The sequence below is a fragment of the Pseudoalteromonas sp. P1-7a genome (assembly GCF_001401855.1).
Lineage (GTDB): Bacteria > Pseudomonadota > Gammaproteobacteria > Enterobacterales > Alteromonadaceae > Pseudoalteromonas.
The window spans coordinates 134,169-158,831 of record NZ_LKDU01000001.1 but is presented as its reverse complement, the minus strand read 5'-3'; the positions used below and the strand labels follow the sequence as shown (position 1 = coordinate 158,831).

The window sequence follows — 24,663 nt, the reverse complement described above, 5'->3', positions numbered from 1 at the left end:
TTACCAAAATTATTTTTAGGATGTAAGGCATGGCTGTTCCATCGCGTTCGCAAATCACACCAGGTACAACCGTAAATATTGTATTAAAAGAAGATCAACGCAGCGGCACATTAACACAAGGTGTAGTCGAGCGTTTATTGACTAGATCACCTAATCACCCGCATGGTATTAAAGTACGCCTAGAAGATGGTCAAGTTGGTCGAGTGAAAGAGATTTTAGAATGACAGCGTTAACTGAGCAGGAATTTTGGGACTTAGTAACTACTCCCGACCTTGGGCTCGACCCACAAAGTGTAAGCGAAAACTTAAAAGCTAAATTGAGCGAGCTAACTGATGAGCAGCTTATTGCTTTTGATAAGTTTTTTGGTATTCACATGCGCAAATGTTTTACCTGGGATTTATTTGGCGCTGCATTTGTTATGGCCGGTTGTAACGATGAATACGGCTTTAGCGAATTTAGGTGTTGGCTCATCTCCCGCGGAAAAACAGTATTTAACAATGCTTTAGATAACGCCGACTCACTTGCACAGTGCACCCCAGTGTATTATTTAAATGAGCAACCTTACCCTTATATTGATGAGTATGATTTAATTGCGGGTTTACTCTATGAAGAGCGTAACGATGACGAATTACCTTTTGTACCCTCAGGGGAGCAACCTACAGGTAAGCGCTTTAAAGACAAACCCAAGTTTTTAAAACAAAGCTATCCGCAATTATTTGCAAAATACTGGCAGTAATACTCAACGCTACTAACATTCAAGATGGTTACATTTAGTGTCATCATCTTGAATTTTCCTTTCACAGTTGTTCACAATCGTACCTATTTATACATTTTTTAAATGACTCTATGTTAATTGTTATGTTACATTAGTGTGTTTTAAAATGAACAAACACTGAATAATAACAATATACGACATAGGAATGTTATGTATAAAACACTCTCATCAGGATTGATAGCGTTTTGCTTTTTAAATTCGCTAAGTGCACACGCGGCGGTTTCGCAACGAGTAAACAAATCATCTTTATCAGAAGTTAACTTACTTTTAAATCAAAGCGTAGGTTTAACTAATAGCTCTTCTAACCACGCTTATTTTATTGAGTTAGATACTCCTCAAGCCTTCAATTTAAAACAAACTCGGTCATCAGCTAAAAAGATGCAGCAGTTTTTTGCAGGCGTGCCAATTTGGGGGCAGCAAATACGAGTGCAGCCTAGCAATCACCACATAAGTGGTTTTTTTGCGAAAAACATTGATGCTGTATCTTTAAATAAAACGGCTAATAGTCAATTTGATGAAACTACTGCGGTTAAATCTATTTTAATAAAAGCCAAGCTTGATGAATCGACGGCTTATCAAATAACGAACAACCAACGGTATATTTATATTGATAACGGAGTCGCACATTTTGTTCGCTTAATTGAATTAAACGTGTTTGAAAATGGCATTGAAAAAAAGCCTATAGCTTTAGTAAGCGAATCTGGTTACAGTGTATTTAAACAGTGGGATAATATTAAAAATGCCCACGGTACAGGCCCTGGAGGAAATGAAAAAACAGGGCAATATGAATACGGCACTGATGTTGAAGCACTGGATATTACGCAACGTGGTGAGCTGTGTTTCTTAGAAAATGATAAAGTTAAAACTGTCACCATGGAGTCTGGCTTTGAGCCAAGTGAAGCATACTCGTTTGCCTGTGATAGGAATACTTACAAAGAAGTTAATGGCGCTTATTCCCCATTAAATGATGCTCACGCCTTCGGTACTGCAGTATTTGATATGTATCAACAATGGTACAACACAGCACCGCTTACTTTTCAATTGTTAATGCGTGTTCACAGTGGTAACAACTGGGAAAATGCAACTTGGAATGGTCAGGCTATGACCTTTGGCGATGGCGCTGATAGGTTTTACCCGTTAGTTTCACTTGATATCGTCTCTCATGAGGTAAGCCATGGTTTTACTAGTCAAAACTCTAATTTAATTTATGCAGAACAATCGGGGGGGATAAACGAATCTTTCTCTGATATGGCAGGTGAAACAGCAGAGTATTTTTTGCGCTCAGAGACTGATTGGTTATCTGGTGCTGATATTTCAAAAACAAGCCCGGCACTACGTTATTTTGAAACGCCATCTCTAGATGGCGTTTCGATTGATCACGCAAGTGATTACTACTCAGGTATGGATGTTCACTTTAGCAGTGGTGTGTTTAATCGTGCTTTTTTTCTTCTTTCGAATACTCAGGGGTGGGACCCTAAAAAAGCGTTCGAAATAATGCTTTTTGCAAATCAAAATTATTGGGTTAATTCTAGTGATTTTATTGATGGTGCCTGTGGCGCTATAAACTCTGCCATTGACTTAAGATATGAAGCTAACGATGTTATTGCAGCATTTAATGAAGTAGGTGTTACTTGCGATAATATTCAGTTTATAGATGCCGATGCAGACTTAATGGATGATAACTGGGAGTTATTTTACGGGTTAGATCCAAGTACTGCTGATGACGCTGGACTTGATTTAGACCAAGATGGTTTAACAAACCTAGAAGAATACTTAGCCAATACTTTCCCAAATGCAATGGATACCGACTCAGATAATCTATCAGATTATGATGAAGTTAATGTATACCTTACTAAACCTAACAATGCAGACTCTGACTTTGACCGCATGCCTGATGGCTGGGAAGTTTCGTTTTCACTTAACCCGCTAAATGCAGATGATGCCCAGCTTGATTTAGACTCAGACACATGGAGTAATGTAATTGAGTTTTTTGGCAACAGCGATCCTTCAGATGCGAGCTCTGAGCCAACTTTTTTTCCAGAAACAACCTTCAATTTTGATGATGCTCAAGTACCCAGTTTGTTTATTTCGTCGAATGTGCAGACACCTTGGTTAACAACTGAGTTTGATGGCCGCTCTGGCTTTGTGATGACTAATAACGACATTACAGACAACCAATCTACCAGTGTTGAGTTTAGCTTTTTAAGTGGTGAGCAACGCTATGTAAACTTTAGCTATGCATTAGACACAGAAGGTGGTTATGACTACTTTAGTGTTCACATAAATGGTTCAATTGTTTTAGATGAGTCAGGAATAAGCGAGTGGAAGGACGCGTCTTTCCAAGTTCCTGCTGGACTAAATACTGTTAAATTTACCTATTCTAAAGATGTATCCGTTTCTACTCCTGAAGATGCTGTATATATAGATAATTTATACATAGGGCCTAACTTTCCTGATGCAGATAATGACGGTATGTCTGATTCTTGGGAATTACTGCATGGTCTTGATATAAATAACAGTGAAGATGCATCATTAGATGCTGATGCGGACGGCTTATCTAATCTATTAGAATTTCTAAATGCGGGTTTACCAAATAACCCTGATACAGATGGCGATACTATTCCTGATGGTTGGGAGTACAATAATAGTTTAGATCTAACCAGTTCGTCAGATTCAGCAGAAGATGCAGATAATGATGGGTTTTCAAATTTAACTGAGTATTTAGCAAATACTGACCCACAGTCAGATACTTCTTTCCCTGTTGCTTTAAATATTACTACGTCATTTGAAGGTTCTTCGCTACCTACTTGGATGGTTGAAGCTGAAGGCTCTAGTGCACCTTGGTTTATAACAAATGATTTTGCAACCGACGGTCTACAAAGCATTCGCTCAGGCGTTATTAGTGACTCACAATATAGTAGCTTTACCATAATAGGTTTATTTGAAGAGAGTGTACTGGCATTCGATTACAAAATTGAGTCTGAATTTTGCTGTGACTTCTTAAGTATTATTGTTGATGGGCAAGAAGTTTTTGGGCGTAGTGACCAAAATAATTCCAGTACCTTAGAGGCAACGTCTGTTTTGCTTAATTTAAATGAAGGGCTGCATAACATTGAATTTAAATACTTTAAAGATAGCTCCGTTTCAAATGGAGCAGATGCTGTATGGCTTGATAATTTTGCTTTATTTTCAGAAACTGATTTAACAGATACTGATAATGATCAATTGCCAGATTACTGGGAGTTAGTTCATGGGTTAAATCGTCTCGACGCAAGTGATGCTCTATCTGATGACGATACTGACGGTCTTTCAGCCTTAGAAGAATTTAACCTTGGAACTAATCCAACCTCAGGTGATACAGATAATGATGAGCTAAGTGATGGGTATGAGGTAAGTAACGACCTTTTACCTTTAGACGCTGCAGATGCTAATTTAGATTACGATGAAGATGGCTATACCAATATTCAGGAGTTTTACTCTCAGAGTCTAGCTAATGATGCTTCATCATTAGTGCAATCTTTCACGCAATTAAATGAAAGCTTTGAAGATGGACTTCTTCCGGCTAAGTTTACCGAACTTGCTGTTAACTCTTGGGGTTGGCAAGCTAATACAAGTTGGTCAACTTTGGACGATGCAAGCCTTAGCTTAGCATTAACGCCTACTAGCAAGGTGGGTGGTTTTGCCATTGCGGGGTTATTTGAAGCCGGTTTTATTAATTTAGACTATTTGGTTTATAACTCTTCAGCGTTGCAAATAAGCTTAAATGGTAGTCCTATAGATGTAAATCGTGGTAGCCAGTCTCGTTTATTGTTACCGGTAGATGATGGTTATAACATTATTAAAGTTAAATATGAGGACGCATACCTTCAGCAGCAACCGTTATCCGTTGATAATATAACTTGGAGTGCTGAAATTGACATTACCAGCGACTATGATTTGGACGGTATTCCTGATTTTTGGGAATTTGAATATGGGCTAAATGCTTTAGAACCCTACGACGCTAATTATGACGACGACTATGATGGTTTGACTAATTTACAAGAGTATCAACTTTCGGGTAATCCGCTTAGCTCAGATTCAGATGGTGATGGTGTTCAAGACAGTGAAGATAGCCACCCAGATGATGCAAGCCGCGGTGAAAATAGTCCGCCTGAGTTTATATCGAGTCTTGAGCCTATTACGCTAGAGGCGACCTCTCAAAATACTAATATTACCCGTCTATATACTCCAGAGGCTAGAGATAACGGTCATTTAGAGCCTCAAGTATACGCAAGCTCAGGGTCTTACTTGCCCCTAGGCGAGCACCAGATTACATGGATTGCACGAGATAATGTTGGTAACGAAACATCAGCTATTCAAACAGTCACACTTGTTGATACAACTGCCCCGATTATCCAACCGTATACTTTTAGTGTTTATGGCAGCACGATCACGGCTATAAAAAATGCACTTTTAGATAATCGTGTTATTTACGATAGTGTTTCAGCTATAACGCTTCTGGAAATTGATGATAGCTTTGTATTTAGAACGGGCGATGTATCTATTCCTGTATCTGCTGTTGATGAAGCTGGAAATCATGTATCAGGCGACGTAAGGGCTATGATTTTCCCTGAAATTAGTATTCAGCCTACTACGTATGTGTATCAAAATGGTAATGTGCTTGTAGATGTTTTTATTAGCGGCGCTAACCCATATGGTTACTCTAGCTTTCATTTACAAGCTAATAATAGCACCCAGTATTTTACTACTAATCAGTATGGACCTATTAAGCTTGAGTTAGAGCGAGAATTTGTAGGCAGCGCAGCAAGTATTAGTGTCCTATCTAATGGTAATGCGTTTATAGACAAAAATGATAACAGCCAGCTAGTGTACTTAAGTGAAGCGGCACAGGCGCAGTTTATTACTGATTTTTATCAAAATGGTAAAGCAGTTAATAAAACTATTCAGCGTTCTATACCTGACTTTAATGCCACCATTAAGTTAGTAAATTTACCTAGTACAGGTAGTGATGTATCCCTTGAGCTTATTGGCCCCGCAGGTGTTGATTCTTACATTTATAAAACAGGTGATTCACAGTGGGATGTTTCATTTAGTGCAAATCTTTCTGAGCAAACCAATAATATAGATTTAACTTTACGTGTAAAACAAGATGATGAACTACTAGCAACTAAGCAAACTAGTTTACGTCTTGTTGATAGCGTTATATTTGATGACCCTGAACTAGATACTGATGGCGACGGTATACCTGATATTGAGGAAGGAGTAGGTGATAGCGATAAAGATGGTATTGCTGATTACCTAGATAGCACTTCTACTACTAATACAGCTATCTTAGCTTCAGGTGATAGTGCTTACAGTATTGATGAGTTTAATCACTTAGCTGTAGGTAGCATCAAAGAGGCTCTAGCAGCGGGTTATATTGCTGATATGTCTATTTCTGAACAAGCGCTCAGCACTTATTTCTCAGATTTAGATATAATAGAACCTCACTTCCAAGCTAAAAGTGATGTAATTAACCTTCGTGTTACGTTATCTAATTCATCAAGTACCGCAGAAATTGCACTACCTGAGTACGTAAATGCAATTTTAAGCTCAGACATGCAAGTAAGAGTACTAACCGCGGCTGGTTGGCAGTCAGCCACTGTATTATCAGGTAATGTATATGAGCAGGTGTGTTCACGTTGCTTTAGCTTTGCAATCGAAGATGGTAGCGCATTCGACCTTGATGGAGAGGTTAACGGCGCTATTGAAGTTGTGGCAAAACTAGCTCAAGAGAGTCTAAATCAGGCGCCTGTATTAAATGTAGATATACCAGCCACAATAGAAGAACTTGCTACTATTGAGCTTGATGCTTCTGGCTCTACTGACCCTGATGGCGATACGTTATCTTACGAATGGCGTGTTGAGCACCCTCAGTTATCCATTACAGCTGAGGATACTCAAGGTAAAGCTGTACTTACCGTGGGTGAGCTTGAGCAAACAGTTGATGCGGATATTACGTTAGTGATATCAGATGGCTATGAGCAATTTACGCAAGTATACACCGTTAGCTTTTTACATGTTAATCAGCTTCCAAGTGTAGAATTAAGTACATCTGCGGTGTCGGTTAAAGAAGGTCAGGAAGTTTCAGTGACAGCGTCTGCAACTGATAAAGAATCCTCAGAGCTTTCTTTTAAGTGGGTTCAAACAATGGGCGTAGAAGTGGCGCTTAACGATGTTGATTCCAGCACACTTAAGTTTACAGCGCCGAGTGTGTCGCAAACTACAGAGCTGGGCTTCAAGCTTATTGTATCTGATGGTGAAGGTGAGACTGAGCAAAGTTTAGCAGTGACCGTCACTAATGCTAGCACAAGTAGTGAAAAGGGTAGTGGCGGTGGTTCATTAGCCTTCATGTTGCTGCTTTTAGCATTTTCTGTTGTGTACACAAGAGCGCAGAGCTTTAAGTAACACTTACTAATAAATATATTTTTATAGTGATAAAAGCCCCTTGGTGTATTCAAGGGGCTTTTTCTTTTATGAACCAAATGTATTTTAAGTAAGTATAGAGTTGAGTGTGTTATGCTATTTTTATTAGTAATGAGTTGGAATTTTAATGAGTTATCGTAAAATTTTATTATGTATGAGCTGTTTATTTCTAAGTAATGTACTTTTTGCTAAAACTGTTACGCCGAGTAATAAAAGCCGTTTTATACCGTTATTAAAAACAATGCTTGGCGATTACCAGGTGGTAACTGCTAACTCCCCCTTATGTGTGGATAGTCAGTTGAGTTTAATTAACCCCGTTTACCCAGATGCGGGTTTTAAATTAGGCGAGCATATTGCGTTTGAAAGCCTACACAACGGCACCCGTACAACTAAAAAGCCAAATTTTTGCTTTGTAACTAGCTCTTATAAGTACAAAAGTGATGGTGTTGATAACAGCTTAAAAATGAGCCGCTGTATTGACCCTAATAACGAAAAAACCATCAGACAAAGCATTAAGTTTACCAGTGTTACAACGCTCAAATATACGCAGAGTACCCCGGCAGTAGAGTGTACATTTACAAGACAAGTTGATTAATTTACTTGCACTGAATTTGCGGTATATCGTGCCAGCGCGTTGTGTATTGGGGCGATAAGTAATCTCTGTTCATATGCCAGCCTTGGTTTAATTTGCTGCTGGCTAGAGTGAGTATGCCTTTTCCGTAGCGGTTGTTTATTGTATCAAGACACTGCATTAATTTAGGGTTATCGGCACTTTGGCTAAATAAATCGTTTTGCTGGTACTGCACCGAGGTAAGCTCTAAAGCACCTACACCACATTTATAAAACCGTACACCTGGCTGGTAAATATGAGTAAATACTTCTGATACAGCATTGGCCATTACGCAGGTATCGTTAGTGGGGGTGGCAAATTTATATATAAACGACTTTTTACAATAGCGGTCTTCATGTTTGCCCGTGGCGGCAAATATATACAGTTGTTTTGCTAGTGAGCGCTGCCCTCGTAGTTTACTGGCAACCGTAGTTACGTGGTTAATAAGGGCAGTTTTAAGAGCTGTTGGCTCACTGATCCGCTCACCAAAGCTGCGAGTAGAATATATTTCTCGCTTATCTTGGCGTACATCGTCCCATGTTAAACACGCTATACCATTTAGCTCACTTACGGTACGCTCTACCACCACACTAAACGCGCGGCGCATAGTTTTAGGGTTTTGCTGTGCCAGATCCCATGCTGTATGTATGTTCATTGTGTTAAGCTTTTTAGCTAGGCGCTTTCCTATGCCCCATACATCGGCGCAGCTCATTCTTTGTAAAACTGCTTGGCGGCTTTGCTCGTTATTTATAACGGCCACCCCATCAAACCCGCTTAGCTTTTTAGCTGCATGGTTAGCGGCTTTAGCAAGCGTAGGTGTTGGGCCAAAACCAACACCCACAGGGAGTTTAGTTTCGCGCCAAACGGTACGCCTTATTGTATGCCCGTACTCATGCCAGTTTTGTATAAGGGGTGTGTAGCCATTAAAGTGTAAAAACGACTCATCAATACTGTATATATACTGTGTGTCGCAAAAGCGGCCAATTATGTTCATCATTTTGGCGCTTAAATCGGCGTACAGCTCATAGTTACTCGAACGTACAACCACCTTGTGTTGCTCAAGCAGGTGCTTAACTTTAAAATAAGGGCCAAATTTAGGAATGTTTAAGTGCCGAGCAATAGGGCATACCGCACATACGCAGCCATCGTTATTAGTTAAAACCACCACAGGTTTAGAGCGAATAGCAGGGTCGAACACTTTTTCGGCACTGGCATAAAAAGCAACGGCATCGACTAAGGCGTACATTTTAATAACTCAGGGCTTGGGCGGTGCATTCTAATTGATAGTGTAACCACGCCCTCTAACTGAAACTCATCAGCTGGGGTTAGTTGTACCGGCTTATGTAAAGGCGATGCTGAAAGTAACCGCGCATTGGTTTTATCAAGTAACTTACACACAAATAAACCATTTAAGTTGGCAACAATAACATCGCCGTTATCGGCTTGCTCAGCACGGTCTACTACAAGCAAGTCGCCCTCAAAAATCCCCACTTCTTGCATGGAGTTACCCGATGCAATACCAATAAAGGTGGCGTCGGGGTGCTTTATTAATAGCTCATCAAGCGAAACACCAAGCTCGGCGTATTGCGCCGCGGGCGATTCAAACCCACACACACCGGCTTCTATATAAACGGGAATAACAAACATAACACAACCTAAAACGCATATACTGTATAAGTGTACAGTATATGCGTTTTATGTAAGTTATGCCAAGAAATGAAAGACAGATCACGCCATGTTTTTGATCATTTGTTGCGCGGTATCTAAAAAGTCTTTGATTTGCTGCGGGTTTAAGTTTTTACACATTTGCTCATTTATTTGCTGCTCAGAGGCTAATAACTTATCAAACAGTGTGTTGCCTTGTTCAGTGAGCGACAAAATAAAGCATCGTTTGTCGTGCTCACTGGCTTGCTTATTAATAAGGTTTAAGGCAATAAGATCTTTAATTAATCGGGCAATTTGTGCTTTGTCGCGCTGTGTTTTAGTCACAATGTCGTTAGCGGTACAGTTAGATGTACTGGCAATAATGTGTATACAACGCACGTGCATAGCATTAATACCAAGGTCGCCTGCGTTAATGGCCTCGCGTATTGTTACGCGGTAATTTTGCATCAGCTCAAATAGGGTATTTGATAAAAGCGTGTTCATAAGCTCTCTAATGGTTGACAATATCAATTAGTTTGTTATGGTTGATTTTATCAACCAGTTGGGCGTTGTGCAATGCTTGCTTTAAAAAGCAGTTAACTATTTTGTTAAACGAGGTGATTTTAAATGGGTAAACAAGTTCGCAAAGCTACGGTACTAAGTACTGAACAAATAACACCGCATTTACAGCGCATTGTTGTAGGCTCTGATGAGTTTTCGGATTTAACACAAGCGCATATTGGTTGTTATGTAAAAGTGCTTATCCCCCAAAATGGCAAAGTTGATTTTAATTTAAAAACCGCGTGTATGCGCTCTTACACAATAAGAGACATTGAAGAGGCAAGCGGTGCAATAACGCTCGACTTTGTAATAAATATGCACCAAGGCCCAGCTACGCAATGGGCTGTAACTGCAAAAGTTGGTGACAACGTAGGCATAGCGGGCCCTGGCCCTAAAAAGCTTGATAATTACCAGCATCCGCATTATGTATTGTTAGGCGATTTAACCTCAGTTAATGCAATAAAGGGCTACATGCAGCAGTTACCAGCCAGCGCAAAAATTGACGCCTTTGTGCATGCCCCTACAGCGCAAGACATAATTAATCTACACACGCAGCGCGATGTTACTTGGTTAATTACAAATACCCCCGAGGCCGATATGCTCAGCGCGCTTAACAATTTAACCAGCACAAGTGAGCCTCCTATCGTATTTATGGCATTAGAGGCAGGATTGGTACGTAAAACCAAAACTTTTCTTACGCAGGAGTGTGATATACCGCGCTGTAATATAGTTTCTTCTGGTTATTGGAAAAAAGGCCTGAACTCAGAGAGTTATAAAAAAGAGCGCCAGCAAAGCCCTGAACTTGCGTGAATACCTTAAAGTAAAACAGTTAAACGCTATTTTTTCTTTTATCTGTTAGCTAACTTGAATTGAATAAATAGCAGACCCATTTAAGTGTTTTATGCTGATGATGAAGCCCATTGTTAGCGTGCATTTTAAGGAGCTGCTATTTTGTTATCTTCCATTCCCTTTTCGTTATTAGAGCTTGCCCCCATGATCAAAGGGGACAGTGTTTCTCATACGCTCAATAAAACCACTAAATACGCTCAGCGCGCTGACCAATTAGGGTTTAATCGCTTTTGGCTGGCTGAGCATCACAATATGCCCGGTATAATTTGTGCTGCTACTTCAATATTAGTAGGCCATATTGCAGGTAAAACTCAGCGTATACGTGTTGGCTCCGGCGGAATAATGCTGCCGAATCATTCGCCATTAGTTGTGGCTGAGCAATTTGGCACATTAGAGAGTTTATACCCTGGACGAATAGATTTAGGCCTTGGACGCGCTCCAGGTAGTGACCCGGTAACCAGCCGTGCACTGAATAATGATATGAGCCGCGCTGAAAACTTCCCAGAGGAGGTAACAGAGCTGCAAACATTACTAGGCCCATATAACGGTACTCACCCTATACGTGCTATACCGGGGGAGGACACAAACGTACCGCTTTGGTTATTAGGCTCGAGTTTATTTAGCGCGCAACTGGCCGCTAAAAAAGGGCTACCTTATGTATTTGCAGGGCACTTTGCACCGCGCTTTGTACACGATGCAATCGCACTATATAAACGAGAATTTAAAGCCTCAAATGTACTCCATAAACCCTATGTAATGCTTGCTATACCGCTGGTGGCAGCAGAAACTGACGAAGAAGCGCAATACCTATCTACCACCTCAAAGCAACGGGTACTTGAACTAATACGTGGTAAAGAGCTGTGGTTAAAACCACCGGTAGAGAGTATGGAAGGTTTATGGAGTGAGCAAGAGCGCGCTCATGTGGAAAACTTTTTAAGCTTAAGCGTTATTGGCGGGCATGTGAGTATAAAGCATAAATTACAAATGATAGCCAAAGAGCTAGAAGTGGATGAGTTTATATTTACAAACGACGTATACGACAGCGAAAAACGCCACCGAGCCCTAGAAATTTTAATGGAAATAAAGCACTAATTTAAAAAGGAGGTGTTTAGTTAAGCAAGCGTACACACAGGCCTTGCTAGTATATAGACATCATTAAAAGTGAATACAAACTTATTAGCTTTAAGTGATGTCTGAACAAACGATATCGACAATTAAATATACTATGAGTGCCAAGGACAAGGCCCGTTTAAAATTATGTATCGTTCTGTTTTATCAATCAAACTGATTTAAACAATCAATTTTAAGACATTGCTTTAGTTTTTTATAATGTAGTTATTAACCAAACATCATTAAATTAAAGGAAGGTACACCGTGAACGCTCTAACAACCGCAACGACTAATTCAGTTACTCATACAGCGCAGCCAAAAGTTGCACTGATAGCTGAAGGCGGCGGGCAACGAGGAATATTCACAGCCGGTGTACTTGATGCGTGGTTAGAGCAAAACTACGACCCATTTGATTTATTTATTGGCACTTCCGCCGGCTCGCAAAATTTAACTAGCTATTTAGCACGCCAAAAAGGCTATGCAAAACGTTTAATTAGAGGGCTTTCGCGTAACAAGCGTTTTTTTCAATTAGGCCGTGGTTTAATGGGTAAACACATTGTTGATTTAGATTGGTACTTTGAAAAAACCACCGAAGTAAACAGAGCTCTTGACTTTAAAACAGCTAAAAACAGTTTAGGTGAGCGAGAGTTGCTCATAACCGCTACAAACACTCGTGACAGAAAAGCTTATTACCTATCGCCAACAGGTGAAGGTAGGCAATGGCGAGATTTACTAAAGGCATCGAGCGCACTCCCTTTTTTGTATAAACAGGGGGTTAAACTAACGCCTTGGTTAGATACAAAAGCCGCAAACGAAGCACATTTAACTCAAGAGCAATCGAGTGAAGATTTTTATGTAGATGGTGGCTTAGCGGCACCACTGCCTGTACGCGAAGCTTATAACCGTGGTGCACGAAAAATTGTAGTAATAAGAACCGTTGATGAGCATTTTCAAGCGCAAACTGCATGGGTTCAAAAGCTTAGAACATTTGCATGTGCATCAGGTTACTGCCCAAAAACACTCGATTACTTGGTTCAGCACGAACAAGCATACCTAGACGAGCTGACGTTTATTGCTAATCCGCCTAGTGATGTAGAAATTATACAAATTTTTGCAGATGAAAAGCTGCACAGTAAATTATTAGGCAGCTCAAACGATGATTTACGCTTTGATCATAAGCTAGGTGTAAAAGCAGGCCGCGCTTATTTAAAAAGCCAAAATGCACGTATAGTAGATTACGCACATAGCTACGCCATGTAATTGGGTACCAACGCTTAAACTCTACTTAAGTTTAAACGTTGGTAAAGTGCCTAAACAAAATTAAAGCTATGCTTTTTTTAAACTTATTGAAGGTTTTTTATTGCTAATAGCTGCACCTAATAAAATAAGCGCCAAAGCAATAAATACTGACCAACTAAAGGGAGCCTGCGAGGCAAGTATTAAAATAAAGGTAGAGAGCACCGGCGTTAAAAAACTGAACGAAGCTAATAGCGTTCGGTTACCAAATTTTAAACCATAATCCCATAAATAAAATGCACCGCCTACAGGGCCTAACCCCAATAAAATAGCGCCTAGCCATTGTGAAATAGATAAATTTATTACGGTTGTTTCAAAATAAAAATGTGCAAAAAGGGCAAGCACAGCCACAATAAGTGAAAGCCAGCCTATGTCATCTACATGGCTATTAAATTGCGACATTAAATAAGAATAACTCGACCATAATACTGCGCAGCATCCTGCAAAAAAATACCCTAAGTAATACTCACTATTGATAGATAACCCACTGCCATCGGTAATTAAACTAAGCGTGCCTAAAAAACCCAGTAATCCGCCCAATATTGATTTAAATTTAGCCCCTGGAGTAGCCACAAATACACCTAGCAATAATGGCCAAAGGTACACAATTAGGCTTACCTCGATTAAAGGACCGTATTTTAAAGCCATAAAATAACAAAAGTGAAAACCAAACAAACCAGTAACACCTATTATAATTTGCTTTTTAGAAAGCTTAGGCGGGGTTAATAATGGTTGTTTTGTAGCGACGCGTTTAACTAATAAAATAATAAAAGAGATTGAAAAGCATATAAAAAGTAACTCAAAAGCAGGCAGTGCTTTAGTTAAATTACCGAGTAATGCTAAAAGCCCCCACGAAAATATTGCTAAAAACCCTATGTGTGTTGCCATTAATTACCCTCCGTAAATACTATTTACTGAGTGTACCAATAGGCTGAAGGTTAAATATGCTAAAAAGACGGTGTTGTTGTTTGCTTAGGCGCAATTTACTGCTTTTTAAACGCCTTAGGTGGCTGCCCAAAGTATAAATTAAACCGACGGCTAAACGCTGAGGCATCGTTATAACCAATGCGATCACCTACTAAAGCGATTGGTAGGTCTGAATGGGTTAATAAGGCGCGCGCATGCTGCATTCGTAACATAGTGATATATTGCAGCGCACTCATGTTGGTGTTTCTTTTAAACACAGTTTTAAATTGCGTAACGCTTAAACAGGCAATATTGGCCAGCTCTTTTAACGTGTAGGGATACGCTAAATTTTGCTTTACCGTGGTTATGACATTATCTATACGCTTATCAATATTACTGTGGCTGCTTTGCTCACAAAGTAGTAAATAAAATAAATCAAAGGTTGAGCTAGTCAGCTTTTCATCATTAACAACAAGCAGTTGCTGCTCTATAAATTGTAAGTAACTTAATAAACGGCTATCTATAGAGATTTTAGGGCATAAAAGGTTTATAAGGTTATCAGGCAGGGCATCTAAATCTGCCACAATAAAACGCGCGGCTTCATCGGCCGTAAAGGCATGCACTACGTTTTTCTCTATAACGATACAACTGCCCGTACTCACGGTTGTTTTAAAGTCATTATTTAACGATATAAAAATTTCCCCGTGTAGAGGTAACACGAGTTGATGGTAATTGTGCTGGTGGCACTTTATATCTTGCGAATAATACCGAATCGAAAGCTTATTCAATCTATACTCCATTAGCTAATACATAAACCGAGTATTGCCTAAAATACGTTTAGTAAAACATCGCGTTAATAAACCTAAGTGGATGACAATAATATACTGGTTTCGCTATTTAAAATGCCTTCTATTTCGCGTACTTGCCTGAGTACGCCATCAAACTCACCTAAATTTGCTGCTTGTATTTCAGCCACTAAGTCCCAAGCGCCATTGGTAGTATGTAACTTAGTAAGTTCGGGTATACCACGCAAGGTTTTAATTACCTGCGAGGTCGATTTACCCACCACTTCAACCATCATAATGGCTCTTACAGCTTCGGTTTCTATGTGTTCGTGTACACGCACCGTAAAGCCCAATATAGCACCCGATGAAACGAGTCGGTCTAAACGGTTTTGGACTGTCCCGCGAGACACCTTTAAAACATCGGCTAGGGCTGAAATAGAAGCGCGGCCATCTTTTCTTAATTCGGCTATTAACGCGTTATCTAACGAGTCGTAAATATAAGGGGTCATAAAACGCCTTGGATTATGTGTTTAGTACAAATTACTAAATTTGTACTTTAATGCATAGCAATTTGCTAAAAAATACTATTATTTGTATAAAATTTTGGCATTTTAAGTGGCGTCTCTGGCCTATAAACTTATTTCAAATAATTTATTTAGTCATTAAAGAGGTATTTATGAGTCATTTTATCGCACAGCCTAAACAAGGTGTTCCATTTGTGAGCGTACAGGCAATGGCCAAACTTATAAATAAAATGGGCATAGAAAACGTGTTGCTAGAGCTTACTAAAAGGTTAGAGCAAGATTTTGCTCGCTGGCACGAATTTGATAAATCGCCACGTTATGCAGCGCACTCTCCAGATGGTGTAATAGAGCTTATGCCCGTAAGCGATGGCAAAATGTTTAGCTGCAAATATGTAAATGGCCATCCAAAAAACACATTTAAAGCGCTTCAAACAGTGGCCGCATTTGGTATTTTGTCAGATGTTGATAGCGGCTACCCAGTTATGATCAGTGAAATGTGTCTACTAACGGCCCTGCGAACAGCGGCTACATCAGCGCTTGTGGCAAAGTATTTAGCGCCTGAAAACTCAACAACGCTGACATTAATTGGTAATGGTGCACAGTCTGAGTTTCAGGCACTGGCTTTTAAAGCTGTGTTAGGCATTACTCACATTCGTTTATACGACATTGATAAAAACGCCTCACAAAAAGCCTACAACAACTTAAGTGGCTACGGCTTAAATGTCACTCTATGCAATAGCGCAGAAGAAGCCGTTCAAGGCGCGCACATTATTACAACCTGCACAGCCGATAAAAAAAATGCCACTATTTTAACCAGCGATATGATCCCACAGGGTGTGCATTTAAATGCCATTGGTGGCGATTGCCCTGGTAAAACAGAGCTTGATTCACAGTTACTAGAGCGTGCCACTGTGTTTGTAGAGTACGAGCCGCAAACCAGAATAGAAGGCGAAATTCAGCAAATGAGCGAAACCTTTGGCGTAACAGAGTTTCATAAAGTAATTAATAAACAAGTACCTGGGCGTACAAGTAACAACGAGCTTACTATTTTTGATGGGGTAGGTTTTGCAAGCGAAGACTTTACCGCATTGGTTTATATTAAAGACGCGCTGGTGGCTGCAGGTGAGTTTGAACTGCTTGATTTAATTACACAACAAGCCGATCCGCGTAATTTATTTTCGGTACTTAATAGTACACAAACAGCAAAAACTCCTAAGCAAGAGCAAGTGGCATGAGTTATATAAAGCAAGCACCCAGCGCTGTGGTGATGGTACGACCGCATCACTTTACATCTAACCCACAAACTATGTTAGACAACACGTTTCAAAGTACTTGCAACTCACAAAATCAGAGTCAGCATGCCTTTGATGAAGTAACCAATGCGGTTAAATTATTGCAAAACGAGGGCGTAACGGTTCATCTTTTTGAAGACGAACATACACACACACCCGATTCTGTGTTTCCAAATAATTGGTTTTCTACCCATCAAAGTGGCGAGCTAGTTATGTACCCAATGTACGCAGAAAACAGAAGATTAGAATATCGAAAAGATATTATTGATTTTTTGACTAATCACTATAAAGTGTTGTCTGTGACTGATTATTCATTTTTAGCGAAAGAAAATGCATTCTTAGAAGGCACCGGATCGCTTGTTATTGACCACCCACATAAGCTTGCTTATGCAGTAGAATCTAAGCGCACTACTAAAACCGTGGTTAATACAGTATGCGAGCAATTAAAGCTAAAACCTGTTGTATTTAATGCCTATGATAAGCAAGGTACTGCGGTTTATCATACTAATGTATTAATGTGTGTAGCCACAGAGTTTGCCATGATCAGCTTAGATATGGTGCCAAATAGTCAGCACAAACAAATAACTAGCCATTTTATACAAAGCCATTTAGAAGTAATAAACTTAACTAATGAGCAAATAAGTAGCTTTTGCGGCAACGCAATAGAGCTACAAGGTATAAGTGGCCGTATTTTAGCACTCTCACAAACGGCGTTTAATGCACTTACAACCGAACAAAAAGCAGCAATACAAAAAACAGCTAAACTTGTTCCGTTACCTATACCAACCATAGAGTCGGCGGGAGGTTCGGTTAGATGCATGATTGCAGGCATTCATCTGCAAAGTAAATAACCTACCACTAAGTCAACATACTAAGGCAGCTTAGCTGCCTAAATCTATGGCTAATATGCATAATTAAATGCCATTTACTCAACCACTTGCTGAGTAAAACATAATAAATACAAAAGGATTAGCCCATGTTCGATACCGTAGTAAAAAGTGTAAATGGCCTATTATGGGGAGAGGGCCAAATACTGATCTACATACTACTGTTTGCAGGTATTTGGTTTTCGGTGCGTTTAAAAGCAATTCAAATAGTAAAATTTAAACACATGTTTAGCCTTTTAAAAGGCAGTAGCAAGTGTAAAAAAGACGATATCTCATCATTTCAGGCATTGTGTACTGGCCTGTGTGCTCGTGTAGGTACAGGTAATTTAGCTGGGGTAGCCGTTGCCATTTCACTTGGCGGAAGCGGCGCCATATTTTGGATGTGGGTTATTGCCATACTTGGCATGGCAACCGGCTTTGCCGAAAGTGTTTTAGGGCAGGTGTATAAAGTACGCGATAGTAGTGGCGAGTTTAGAGGCGGCCCCGCATATTATATTCAACAAGGTTTAGGCAGCCGTGCCTTTGCTATTGTGTTTGCCGCGTGTTTATTTTTAGGTTACGGCTTTACCTTTAGTGCCATGCAAACCAATACCATAACCGACGCCCTTAACTATGCTTTTCAAGTACCCACCTTTTATTCAGGATTAGTAATTACCGTATTAGCAGGCTCAATTATACTTGGCGGCTTTAAAGCAATAGCCCGTTTTGCTGAACGTGTAGTGCCATTAATGGGCATATTATTTGTAGCAGCTGCCGTAATTATAACGCTTATAAATTTACCGCAAGTACCAGCCATGCTTAAAGATGTATTTTTATCAGCCTTTGGCTTGCAAGAAGCTGGTGCAGGTGCAATGGGTGCAGCCATTAAAAATGGTATACAACGCGGTTTATACTCTAACGAAGCCGGTGCGGGTAGTGTGCCCCATGCAGCAGCAAGCGCAAGCCCTATTCCTAATCACCCAGTAACACAAGGCTATATACAAATGCTTGGCGTGTTTTTTGACACCATTGTACTTTGTAGCTGTACCGCCGTTGTGATTTTACTTGCCGATGTAGATATAAGCGGCGAAATGGAAGGCATACGTTTAACGCAAAGCGCCATGACCGCACACTTAGCACAAGGCGGCGTATATTTTGTTGCGGCAGCCATTACCTTATTTGCCTTTACTTCGGTGGTGGCCAACTACGCTTACGCCGAAAGTAACCTGCATTTATTTAAGCTCGATAACAAAGTAGGGCGCACAATTTATACATTACTTTATTTATCAATGATGCTGTGGGGCGCATCGGCGTCTCTAAAAGAAGTCTGGGATTTAGCCGATATAGCATTAGGGTTAATGACAGTAGTTAACGTAATCGCTATTATATTACTCACGCCAACGATTGTGGCTGTTAATCGCGATTACAACACACAAAGAGAAAAAGGCATAGAGCCCGAATTTAAAGTAAAAGATGTAAAAGTACAGGGAAAATGCGAAAGCGGCATTTGGGATTGATTCCCGTATTTTAAGCAATTTTAACGATAAAAAGCGGTTTTATGGCAACATAAAACCGCTTTTTAATTTTGCATAATTATTCAAAATTAGGTTTTGTAAATAACACAAAAATATAAAAACAATAAGGTAAACTGATTTAATGATCGACATTTATGCAGGGAAAACAGCAGCAAAAATTATTAACGAGCAGGGCTTTAAACCGGAATTATTTACCTCTTTTTTAGGGGCAAGTGGCGGGCCAAAATGGTTTACGTTATTCGGGTTAGACAAATATATTTTTGGTGAATTTTTTAAAAACCGCACTCAACCACTTAACTTAATTGGTTCATCTGCTGGGGCATTTCGATCTGCCTGTTTTGCACAAAACGACCCCGTTGCTGCCATTGAGCGTTTAGCAAAGTCCTATTCGCAAACACGCTATTCTAGTAATAAACCAACACCCGCTGAAATTACACTAAAAGCCCGCTCATTATTAGATGATGTATTTGGGGAGCACGGCGTAACCGAAATTTTAAATAACCCTATTTTTAAAGCGCATTTTATCGTGGCTAAGTCGAATGGGTTTATTGCCAGCGAAAACAAATTAATTCAGCTTTTAGGTTTATCAAAAAGTTACATGCTCAACCGTGTAAACCGAAAATTATTAGGCTCGCAGTACGAGCGTTTTATTTTTGGTGCGCCAAACAGTAACTTATCAATAACCGACAGTTATAATTTTAAAACCCAAAACATAGCACTTAGCCAAACAAATTTAAAAGATGCTTTACTCGCATCGGGCTCAATACCACTGGTAATGCAAGGCATAAAAAATATTGCCGGTTCGCCAAAAGGTACGTATCGCGATGGCGGAATAATTGACTACCACTTTGATTTAAAAATTAACAACCCAGGCTTAATTTTATACCCGCATTTTAATAGTGAGCCAAAAGCAGGGTGGTTCGATAAAAATTTAAAACGTAAAGTAGCACCACAAAATTACGATAACGTTGTGATGATTACTCCTTCAAAAGAATTTATAGCCGGCTTACCTTACGGAAAAATTCCAGACAGGAACGACTTTACTGATCTTGATGCAGACACACGCATTAAATATTGGAATACTGTTTTTAGTGAAACCGAAAAATTGGCAGAAGCGTTCGATAAGAAATTAGAAAATAAATAATTTATTCTCATAAATATAATGGGGTTTATGGTTTATTTAGATGATTGTTACTTAAGGACATCAAAAAAGGAAATTTTATGAAACTATACAAATATTTATCCACTGATGCCGCTATAGCATTTTTAAAAGAGCCTGCACTTAGACTAAGTCAGAACAATAGCCAAAATGATCCATTTGAAGTCTTACCAACAAAAATAGATATAGATAAAATAATAGATATAAGTCAAAAGACCATTAAAATTTATGGGAAAGAATTTAAGTCACATAGAGATATTAATCCATACTTAGATTTATATGGCTATGTATCTTTAAGCAAAAATAAAGAAAGTATGCCAATGTGGGGGAATTATGCAACTAACAGTAAAGGTATACTAGTCGAGTTTGAAGTTGATGAAGAAGAGCCATTCTCTATTTTTAATATAGATAAAACTAATGATATTGAAGCTTACCTGAGTGACAACGTCATTTATAATAGAGAGAGAAGCTATGGCAAAACTATAAATAATTTATCAGATGAAGAGATTAATAATTTCTCGAAACATTATTTCTTTAGTAAACATGAATCTTGGAAGCATGAAGAAGAATATAGATTTGCACTACCATTTACAAACTGCAATAAAGTCATAACACTTGGTAATTCAAAAATAATTAAAAATAAACTGAGTTCACTGGGATATAAAGGTGATTTAGAAGAAAAAATTAATGATCTAACTGGTCTATTTTATCTTGCAGGATTTTGTGAAGATGAGCTTGAAAGATGGAACTCAGTTTGGAGAAATTACGAAGCTTACCAGGTGATGTTCTTAATTAAAATTGATCCAAGCAAAATATCTAAAATTTACTTAGGAGTAAATTCAAATGTAAAGATAATGAAAGAAGCAATAATAGAGGGAACTAAGTTAGCCTCTGGAAATAGAGGGAGATTTTATGATAGCTTTAAACAAAAGTTTATGGATGTGTATAGTTGTGAACTTGATAGTAATCTATTTGAATTGAAATATGAAAAACTTACATAGCAGATTAGATTATAGCACAATACAGAACAACCCATAAATTACGTTATGTTAAATTAAACAAGAAATAAGAAAGCGAGCGTGATTATACAAACCAGCCCGCTTTTAGGAGAGTAATTAGGTGTTAATTTAGCTCAGAATCTACCCAAAATTTAGTGCCTTTTAGTACAGCTTGTAGTGCAAGGCCATTTTCGGTTAAAGAATATACGGTAACTTGGTCGGCAATGGCTTCTGCAACCAGTGCTCCACCCTTATCTTCGTATTTTGCTGCTGCATCTGCGTTTCCGCCAAAGGCCCAACCGTGTTCAATAAATCTATTTACTGCCGCTTGGTTATGAAAAACCATAACCACATTAAAGTCTTTAACACCTAAACCAAGCCCTAAACCGGCTTCGCCCATATTCATGTAGGTAGATTTACCCGTTAAGTTATTTTTTACTACACCGTACCCGCCACCAAAACTAGCTAAAACAACATTGACGTTTGCGTTATCAAATACGGCGTAACCAGCAGAATTGGCGATTTGTTTTTTAACATCGGGCTTTTGTGCGTATAATTTGTCGAGGGTATTGTTTTTCATGCTTTGTACTAAAGCGCGTTTTTCGCTAGGTGAAGCACTACCGGTCGTAGCACAACCTGTTAGTAATACACTTATTGTAAGTAGGCCTAACACGATAAATTTTTTCATAAAACTTTCCTTAATACGATTCATACCAATCCACAACAATGTTTAAATAAATCCACTTTCACTATGTCCAATACTAGACAGTATCGGACTTTAACGTTAAGCTGTAAGTCTATTATTTTATTGAATATTTATACATTATGCTTGTTGCTTTAGTTGATACGTTAAAACAATTAAGATATCAAATTGCTCATCTTGACGATGGTACTCTAAATTCAGAATACCCAGAACTTGCATCCTTTATACAGCAAGTTGGCTTGACTGTAACTGAATCAAAGGACGATCTAAAATTTTTATACCAATTTTTATATGTATACGGCCGAAAATCTGAGGCGACTTTTAATCGTTTTCGTAATGAGCTTGAACGATTTTATTTGTGGTCTTGGCTAATTGCCCAAAAATCAGTGTTTGATTTAAAACGCGAAGACATTGAAGCGTATGTTGATTTTATGGCTGAGCCAGATAAAAAATGGGCTTCAACTTCGGTGCAATGGCGTTACAAAGACGAACAAGGTATTCGTCGATTAAACCAAAATTGGCGCCCTTTTATATTAAAAGAGTCAATTGCGAGTCAGCAAACATTAGCGGCTATGTTTACTGCGCTAAATGTATTTTATAAGTTTTCTATATTAGAAGAAAAAACATTTGCGAACTTTATTCCTGTAGTGAAAAAAAATAGTCCCTATTTGGTTGTTCAATCTCAAATTCAGATCCCAGACACTTTAAGTGATATACAATGGGAATATGTATTTGGCGTAACACGCGATTTATGTGAAAAAAAACCAGAGCTTGAACGTAACCTATTTACGCTTGCGTGCTTAAAAGGGCTATATTTACGTATATCAGAATTATCAGAGCGCCCGCAGTGGTCGCCGGTTATGTCACACTTTTGGCAAGATAATGACGGTTTTTGGTTTTTACGAATTATGGGCAAAGGTAATAAGCTACGAGATGTTACGTTAAGTGATGATTTTGTTGAGTATTTAAAGCGTTATAGATTATACAGAGGGTTACCCGCCCTACCACGCGTTGATGAATCAGAACCATTGGTGCATAAAATTCGTGGACAAGGTGGGATGACCGTTAGACAAATTAGGCGTTTAGTACAGCAAAGTTTTGATTTAGCACAGCAATCTTTACTTGATGATGGGTTTAAAGATGATGCAGAACAACTTGAAGCAGCCACTGCCCATTGGCTTCGTCACACGGGCGCAACACATGATGCGCAAACGCGACCGCTAAAACATTTATCGGAAGATTTAGGCCATTCAAAAATTGCCACAACCGATCAAATTTACATTCAAACAAATATTAAAGAGCGAGCAAAATCTGGCGTTAAAAGGAAAATTTAATGGAATACTTAGTAATAGCATTTATTGGTTTTTTATTTTTAGTTTATTCAATTTCAATTAGACAACTAGAGCGCACAGAAATAACAGGGCCTATGTTTTTTGTTATTGGCGGCATGTTTTTGGCGTATTTACTTCCTAATGAAGGCGAAAAATTAAAAACAGGAATAGATTATATATTACCACTGATAGAGCTAACGCTAAGTATATTTTTATTTTCTGATGCGGCTAAATCTAAGTTAGGTGTATTAAGGCATAGTTTTCAATACCCTAGCCTATTATTATTCGTTGCCCTACCCTTAACTTTATTATGTGGAATTGGTGTTAGCTTATTTTTATTTGCAGAGTTGTCGTTAATTCAATCGGCACTGCTGGCAATTATACTTACGCCAACCGATGCTGCTTTAAGTAAAGGGTTATTACAAAGTACACAAGTGCCCGAAAAAATCAGGGAAGGTATCAATACAGAAAGCGGATTAAACGATGGTTTATGTGTACCTGTATTTTTAATTTTTATTTTACTCGCGAAAAATCCTGACTCAGCTATTACTGCTTCACATACCTTAGGTGTGTTTTCAAGAGAGCTTGGCTTAGCATTGTTGATTGCTAGTTTTTCTATTGCGGTATTTATACCGGCACTAAATTTTGCAATGAAACGACATTACTTCGCTAAAAACACCAGCCCATTTTTATTGCTAGGGTTTGCGATGGCGGTGTTTTCTATTACACAATATTTTCATGGCAGCGGATTTATAGCTGTATTTGTAGCGGGTTTGTTATTTGATAAATTTTCTAAAACCGATATTCGCGCTGAGCTAATAGAAGATTCTGAGCACATTGCTGATTTTACTTCATTAATGATTTGGTGTTTATTTGGATTTGTTTGTGCGTATTTAGTAATACCAAAATTAAATACAAACATAATTGTGTATGCCCTACTAAGCACTACATTAATTAGAATAATACCAGTTATGTTATCGTTACAATTTACAGCACTTAATTGGAAAGAACGTTTTACTTTTGCGTGGTTTGGTCCGCGAGGTTTAGCATCTATTGTTTTTACTTTAATGGTAATAGACACGCAAATAGAAAATAAATACGATATTGCCACTATTGCAATGACCACTATTTTATTTAGCGTGTTTATCCATGGTATAAGCACAAAGCCAATCGCTAATAGTTTTGCTAAAAAGCCTTAGTAGTATTTATAACTATTTAAATTTAAAGCGGTACTTTTAATTTTTATTTATTGTG

The 24,663-nt window shown here is 38.8% G+C and carries 21 protein-coding genes; 14 read left to right on the top strand and 7 right to left on the bottom strand.

The window, feature by feature from the left end:
* Nucleotides 1–29 precede the first annotated feature (29 nt).
* The 4 genes from AN389_RS00740 to AN389_RS00725 all read left to right on the top strand — a co-directional run bounded on the left by AN389_RS00740 (nucleotide 30) and on the right by AN389_RS00725 (nucleotide 7,835).
* Entirely contained in the window at nucleotides 30–224 is a 195-nt protein-coding gene (locus AN389_RS00740; RefSeq protein WP_055013605.1) for a YwbE family protein, read from the top strand.
* Nucleotides 221–736 carry a DUF4240 domain-containing protein gene (locus AN389_RS00735; RefSeq protein ID WP_055013604.1) on the top strand — a complete coding sequence of 172 codons (516 nt, stop codon included), beginning with the start codon at nucleotides 221–223 and terminating at the stop codon, nucleotides 734–736. The genes AN389_RS00740 and AN389_RS00735 overlap by 4 nt, the downstream gene beginning before the upstream one ends.
* A 189-nt stretch (nucleotides 737–925) precedes the next feature.
* Nucleotides 926–7,222 (top strand): M4 family metallopeptidase, encoded by a 6,297-nt coding sequence (locus AN389_RS00730; RefSeq protein WP_055019015.1) that lies wholly within the window; start codon nucleotides 926–928, stop codon nucleotides 7,220–7,222.
* Nucleotides 7,223–7,394: 172 nt separating this feature from the next.
* Nucleotides 7,395–7,835, top strand: a complete 441-nt coding sequence (locus AN389_RS00725; RefSeq protein WP_408003042.1) for a hypothetical protein — start codon at nucleotides 7,395–7,397, stop codon at nucleotides 7,833–7,835.
* A gap of 1 nt (nucleotide 7,836) precedes the next feature.
* Here the strand turns inward: AN389_RS00725 and AN389_RS00720 are convergent, their stop codons facing one another.
* From AN389_RS00720 to AN389_RS00710, 3 genes are all read right to left on the bottom strand, one after another.
* Entirely contained in the window at nucleotides 7,837–9,096 is a 1,260-nt protein-coding gene (locus AN389_RS00720) for a Y-family DNA polymerase (protein ID WP_055017072.1), read from the bottom strand.
* Nucleotides 9,084–9,497 (bottom strand): LexA family transcriptional regulator, encoded by a 414-nt coding sequence (locus tag AN389_RS00715; protein WP_055017071.1) that lies wholly within the window; start codon nucleotides 9,495–9,497, stop codon nucleotides 9,084–9,086. The genes AN389_RS00720 and AN389_RS00715 overlap by 13 nt, the downstream gene beginning before the upstream one ends.
* Nucleotides 9,498–9,578: 81 nt before the next feature.
* Nucleotides 9,579–9,998, bottom strand: a complete 420-nt coding sequence (locus AN389_RS00710; RefSeq protein WP_055013600.1) for a MarR family winged helix-turn-helix transcriptional regulator — start codon at nucleotides 9,996–9,998, stop codon at nucleotides 9,579–9,581.
* 123 nt (nucleotides 9,999–10,121) lie between these two features.
* On the opposite strand from AN389_RS00710, the gene AN389_RS00705 reads away from it, so the two are divergent.
* The 3 genes from AN389_RS00705 (at nucleotide 10,122) to AN389_RS00695 (ending at nucleotide 13,274) form a co-directional block, all read left to right on the top strand.
* A complete protein-coding gene (locus tag AN389_RS00705) occupies nucleotides 10,122–10,865 on the top strand; it encodes a siderophore-interacting protein (protein ID WP_055017070.1) in 744 nt (247 codons plus the stop codon).
* A gap of 141 nt (nucleotides 10,866–11,006) precedes the next feature.
* Nucleotides 11,007–11,996 carry an LLM class flavin-dependent oxidoreductase gene (locus AN389_RS00700; RefSeq protein ID WP_082422648.1) on the top strand — a complete coding sequence of 330 codons (990 nt, stop codon included), beginning with the start codon at nucleotides 11,007–11,009 and terminating at the stop codon, nucleotides 11,994–11,996.
* 282 nt (nucleotides 11,997–12,278) lie between these two features.
* On the top strand, nucleotides 12,279–13,274 hold the full coding sequence (locus AN389_RS00695; RefSeq protein WP_055013597.1) for a patatin family protein: 996 nt from the start codon (nucleotides 12,279–12,281) through the stop codon (nucleotides 13,272–13,274).
* Nucleotides 13,275–13,340: 66 nt separating this feature from the next.
* Here AN389_RS00695 and AN389_RS00690 read toward each other — a convergent pair whose 3' ends face one another.
* The 3 genes from AN389_RS00690 to AN389_RS00680 all read right to left on the bottom strand — a co-directional run bounded on the left by AN389_RS00690 (nucleotide 13,341) and on the right by AN389_RS00680 (nucleotide 15,510).
* Nucleotides 13,341–14,198, bottom strand: a complete 858-nt coding sequence (locus tag AN389_RS00690) for a DMT family transporter (RefSeq protein ID WP_055017068.1) — start codon at nucleotides 14,196–14,198, stop codon at nucleotides 13,341–13,343.
* A gap of 95 nt (nucleotides 14,199–14,293) precedes the next feature.
* Nucleotides 14,294–15,004 carry an AraC family transcriptional regulator gene (locus AN389_RS00685; protein WP_055017067.1) on the bottom strand — a complete coding sequence of 237 codons (711 nt, stop codon included), beginning with the start codon at nucleotides 15,002–15,004 and terminating at the stop codon, nucleotides 14,294–14,296.
* A 74-nt stretch (nucleotides 15,005–15,078) separates the two neighbouring features.
* Complete coding sequence (locus AN389_RS00680) at nucleotides 15,079–15,510, bottom strand: Lrp/AsnC family transcriptional regulator (RefSeq protein ID WP_054201566.1); 432 nt, start codon at nucleotides 15,508–15,510, stop codon at nucleotides 15,079–15,081.
* A 167-nt stretch (nucleotides 15,511–15,677) separates the two neighbouring features.
* Here AN389_RS00680 and AN389_RS00675 point away from each other — a divergent pair, with 167 nt between their 5' ends.
* The 5 genes from AN389_RS00675 to AN389_RS00655 all read left to right on the top strand — a co-directional run bounded on the left by AN389_RS00675 (nucleotide 15,678) and on the right by AN389_RS00655 (nucleotide 21,378).
* Complete coding sequence (locus AN389_RS00675; RefSeq protein ID WP_055013848.1) at nucleotides 15,678–16,760, top strand: ornithine cyclodeaminase; 1,083 nt, start codon at nucleotides 15,678–15,680, stop codon at nucleotides 16,758–16,760.
* Nucleotides 16,757–17,668 carry a citrulline utilization hydrolase CtlX gene (gene ctlX / locus AN389_RS00670; RefSeq protein WP_055019014.1) on the top strand — a complete coding sequence of 304 codons (912 nt, stop codon included), beginning with the start codon at nucleotides 16,757–16,759 and terminating at the stop codon, nucleotides 17,666–17,668. The genes AN389_RS00675 and ctlX overlap by 4 nt, the downstream gene beginning before the upstream one ends.
* A gap of 125 nt (nucleotides 17,669–17,793) precedes the next feature.
* A complete protein-coding gene (locus AN389_RS00665; RefSeq protein ID WP_055019013.1) occupies nucleotides 17,794–19,200 on the top strand; it encodes a sodium:alanine symporter family protein in 1,407 nt (468 codons plus the stop codon).
* A 139-nt stretch (nucleotides 19,201–19,339) separates the two neighbouring features.
* Nucleotides 19,340–20,362 (top strand): patatin-like phospholipase family protein, encoded by a 1,023-nt coding sequence (locus tag AN389_RS00660; protein WP_055019012.1) that lies wholly within the window; start codon nucleotides 19,340–19,342, stop codon nucleotides 20,360–20,362.
* A gap of 77 nt (nucleotides 20,363–20,439) precedes the next feature.
* On the top strand, nucleotides 20,440–21,378 hold the full coding sequence (locus AN389_RS00655) for a DUF2971 domain-containing protein (RefSeq protein ID WP_055019011.1): 939 nt from the start codon (nucleotides 20,440–20,442) through the stop codon (nucleotides 21,376–21,378).
* Between the two features lie 121 nt (nucleotides 21,379–21,499).
* On the opposite strand, the gene AN389_RS00650 is transcribed toward AN389_RS00655, so the two are convergent.
* Nucleotides 21,500–22,063, bottom strand: a complete 564-nt coding sequence (locus AN389_RS00650; protein WP_055019010.1) for a YSC84-related protein — start codon at nucleotides 22,061–22,063, stop codon at nucleotides 21,500–21,502.
* 137 nt (nucleotides 22,064–22,200) lie between these two features.
* Between AN389_RS00650 and AN389_RS00645 the strand changes: the two genes are divergently transcribed.
* Together AN389_RS00645 and AN389_RS00640 are read left to right on the top strand one after the other, a co-directional pair.
* Nucleotides 22,201–23,412, top strand: a complete 1,212-nt coding sequence (locus AN389_RS00645; protein WP_055017063.1) for a tyrosine-type recombinase/integrase — start codon at nucleotides 22,201–22,203, stop codon at nucleotides 23,410–23,412.
* A complete protein-coding gene (locus AN389_RS00640; protein ID WP_055019009.1) occupies nucleotides 23,412–24,608 on the top strand; it encodes a sodium:proton antiporter in 1,197 nt (398 codons plus the stop codon). The genes AN389_RS00645 and AN389_RS00640 overlap by 1 nt, the downstream gene beginning before the upstream one ends.
* Nucleotides 24,609–24,663 lie beyond the last annotated feature (55 nt).